The organism is Ruminococcus sp. CAG:330 (assembly GCF_000437175.1).
GTDB lineage: Bacteria > Bacillota > Clostridia > Oscillospirales > Ruminococcaceae > Ruminococcus_C.
On record NZ_FR898058.1, the window covers coordinates 1 to 927 of the forward strand.

Consider the following 927-nt stretch of genomic DNA (forward strand, 5'->3'; position numbering starts at 1 on the left):
AGACGTAGATAGACGCCTATGAACACGAGCTCTAAAATTTATCGGCGGGAAACGGCACCGATTCCACAGCACAGGAGAAAAACTGCCAGATCTGCCGCAACCACCGTTGCCCCCACTGGCGTGGATGCCAGAATGGAGATGAGAATACCGCCCACGGCGCAGACCACGGAGATCACCGCTGCACTGAGAATCACCCCACGGAAGCTGCGGAAAATGCGCATGGCAGAGAGCGCCGGAAAGACGATCAGCGCAGAGGTCAGCAGAGAGCCGACCAGATTCATAGCGAGCACAATAATCACCGCCGTGATCACGGCAATCAAGAAGTTATACGCACCGGCACGGATGCCCGTTGCACTGGCGAAGGTTTCGTCGAACGTCACGGCGAAAATCTTGTGGTAGCACAGGAAAAATACCGCCATGACGATGACGGACATACCCACGCAAATCCAGACATCCAGTTTGGAAAGCGTCAGGATGGAGGACGAGCCGAACAGCGTGCTGCACACGTCCCCCGACACATTGGCGGACTGGGAGAACAGGTTTTGAATCAGATAGCCCAGTGCCAGCGCACTCACAGACAGCATGGCAATCGCTGCATCGCCCTTGATCTTGGCATTCTGGTTGGCGCACAGCAGCAGCACAGCACACAGCACCGTCACCGGCATTACCAGAATCATGTTATTTTGCAAATGCAAAACCGTGGCAATTGCCAGCGCACCAAACGCCACGTGGGAAAGCCCGTCCCCGATGACGGAGAAGCGTTTCAGCACCAGCGTCACGCCCAGCAGCGAGGAGCAGAGCGCAATCAGCACGCCGGCGATCAATGCATACCGGACAAAAGAAAACGACAGATAACCGGACAGCTGTTCAAAGATTCCCATGGATATTCTCCCCTTTCTCCCCCAGAAAAGCCTGCGCAATGCCGCT

Annotated in this window: 1 protein-coding gene; it reads right to left on the bottom strand. The window is 55.8% G+C overall.

Features of this window, described 5'->3' with window-relative positions; translation table 11 throughout:
• Window positions 1–38: 38 nt before the first annotated feature.
• Window positions 39–881, bottom strand: a complete 843-nt coding sequence (locus QZL66_RS06975; RefSeq protein WP_022411016.1) for a metal ABC transporter permease — start codon at window positions 879–881, stop codon at window positions 39–41.
• Between the last annotated feature and the right edge of the window lie 46 nt (window positions 882–927).